Origin of the sequence: Nocardia araoensis NBRC 100135, from assembly GCF_000308435.1 — a bacterium.
GTDB classification, from domain to species: Bacteria; Actinomycetota; Actinomycetes; order Mycobacteriales; family Mycobacteriaceae; genus Nocardia; species Nocardia araoensis.
Genome location: NZ_BAFR01000283.1, coordinates 1 through 1,946 on the forward strand (window position 1 = coordinate 1; position 1,946 = coordinate 1,946).

The window sequence follows — 1,946 nt, forward strand, 5'->3', positions numbered from 1 at the left end:
CTGCCTGCTCGGTCGGGAAATGCCCGCGCGCCCGCACCGCCCTGCGGTAGCGGGCGTTGAGGGACTCGATGGCGTTGGTTGAGCAGATGACCCGCCTTATCTCGACGTCGTAGTCGAGGAAGGGCACGAACTCACTCCACGCGTTCTCCCACAATCTGACGATCGCCGGATACCGTGGCCCCCACTTCGTGGCGAACTCACCGAACCGTTCTTTTGCCGCGGCCTCGGTCGGTGCGGTGTAGACCGGCTTGAGGTCACGGCTCATCTGGTCCCAATACTGCCGGGCGGCGTATCGGAACGAGTTGCGCAGCAGGTGGATCACACACGTTTGCACGATCGTCCGTTCCCAGACGGTGGTGATCGCCTCCGGCAAGCCTTTGAGCCCATCGCAGACGGCGATGCACACATCGGCGACGCCGCGGTTCTTGATCTCGGTCAGCACAGCGAGCCAAAACTTGGCGCCCTCGCCACCGTCGCCGGCCCACAACCCGAGGATGTCGCGCTCACCGGCCACGGTGACACCGATGACCACGTAGATCGGACGGTTGGTGACCTGTCCATCTCGGATCTTCACGTGGATCGCATCGATGAACACGACCGGATACACACGATCGAGAGGCCGGTTGCACCAGTCGGTCATCTCCGCGACCACCTTGTCGGTAATCGCGGAGACGGTGTCCTTGGACACCGAAGCGCCGTAGATCTCAGCGAAATGCGCCGAGATCTCCCCGGTCGTCAACCCCTTCGCGGTCAGCGACAACACGATCTCATCGACCCCCGACAACCGCCGCTGACGTTTCCTGACGATCTTCGGTTCGAACGTCGAACTGGTATCACGCGGCACATCGATCTCGACCGGACCGATCTCGGTGACCACCGTCTTCGAGCGAGTTCCGTTGCGAGAGTTCGGTGTTCCACGCCCGGCCGGGTCGTGTTTCTCGTAGCCGACATGCTCGGTCATCTCCGCTTCCAACGCGGTCTCGAGCACGGTCTTGGTCAGCTGGTTGAGCAACCCACCCGGGCCGACCAGGTCGATGCCCTGCTCCTTGGCCTGCTTCAGCAGCTGCTCGGCCAGCTTCTTGGTATCCGCCGTGTCCTTCTTCGCCACGGCGTCGAGTGTCTCCGACACTGCTCGATCCTTCCCGCCGAACCATCAGGTCCGGCCAGTCAGACCAAGGCCAAATCCGCCGTTGTTCCGACAGTCCCGGCGAATATTCAGGTGTTGTTTGCAACCAAATCGTCTGCGACGCTGAATGTTACAGTGGGGGAGAGCCTGAGGATGGACGTACGATAACTGGTCAGGTGGGTGGGTTTCGGAGTGAGTCGTTGTCGCGGTTGGCGATCTCATATTCGACCACCCGGACGGTGACGCCCCCGGGGACGGGGACCAGGCCGCGGGTTCGGTTGCGATCTTCGTAGTTCGGTGGCCGAGATCTCTCGCAGCTGCTCATAGTTGGCCGTTCTATGCGACGTCGGTGCGCAGATAGTTGTAGACGGTCTCGCTTGCTGATGCCGAATTTATTGGTCAGCGCCGCTCTTGGTTCGCCAACGGCGGCGCGGTCGCGCAGTCGTTGTGCCTGTTCGGCGGTGAGGTCGGGGTTGCGGCCGCTGTAGACGCCGCAGGACTTGGCTGCGGCGACGCCTTCGCGTCGTCGTTGGCATTGGAGGATGACGGCGCATTCGAACTCTTCGAAAGCGCCCCATCATGGTCAGTAGCAGGTTCGCCATGGGCGCTTTCTCGCCAGTCAAAGTTGTTCTGTCCTTGACGAATTCGACCTGTCACCTTTGCCGGTGAGGTTGCGTTCGAGCCGCCGCAGATCGTCGAGGTTGGAGGCCGGGAGTGTACGACGACGGTGTCGCCGTCGGGGACAAAGTAGATCATCTCATCGAGTTTGGGGCGCGTGGTGTCCTTTCCGGAGGCTTTGTCGACAAAGGTGCGTTCTAGT

General features: G+C 61.8%; 1 protein-coding gene and 1 pseudogene. Both read right to left on the minus strand.

Going from position 1 to position 1,946, the window contains the following annotated elements; genetic code table 11:
• The coding region (locus ON21_RS30415) for an IS256 family transposase (protein WP_039803675.1) at positions 1 to 1,129 on the minus strand (1,129 nt) is incomplete at its 3' end.
• Positions 1,130 to 1,525: 396 nt separating this feature from the next.
• Positions 1,526 to 1,946, minus strand: a pseudogene (locus ON21_RS37505) (hypothetical protein); the annotation flags it as partial.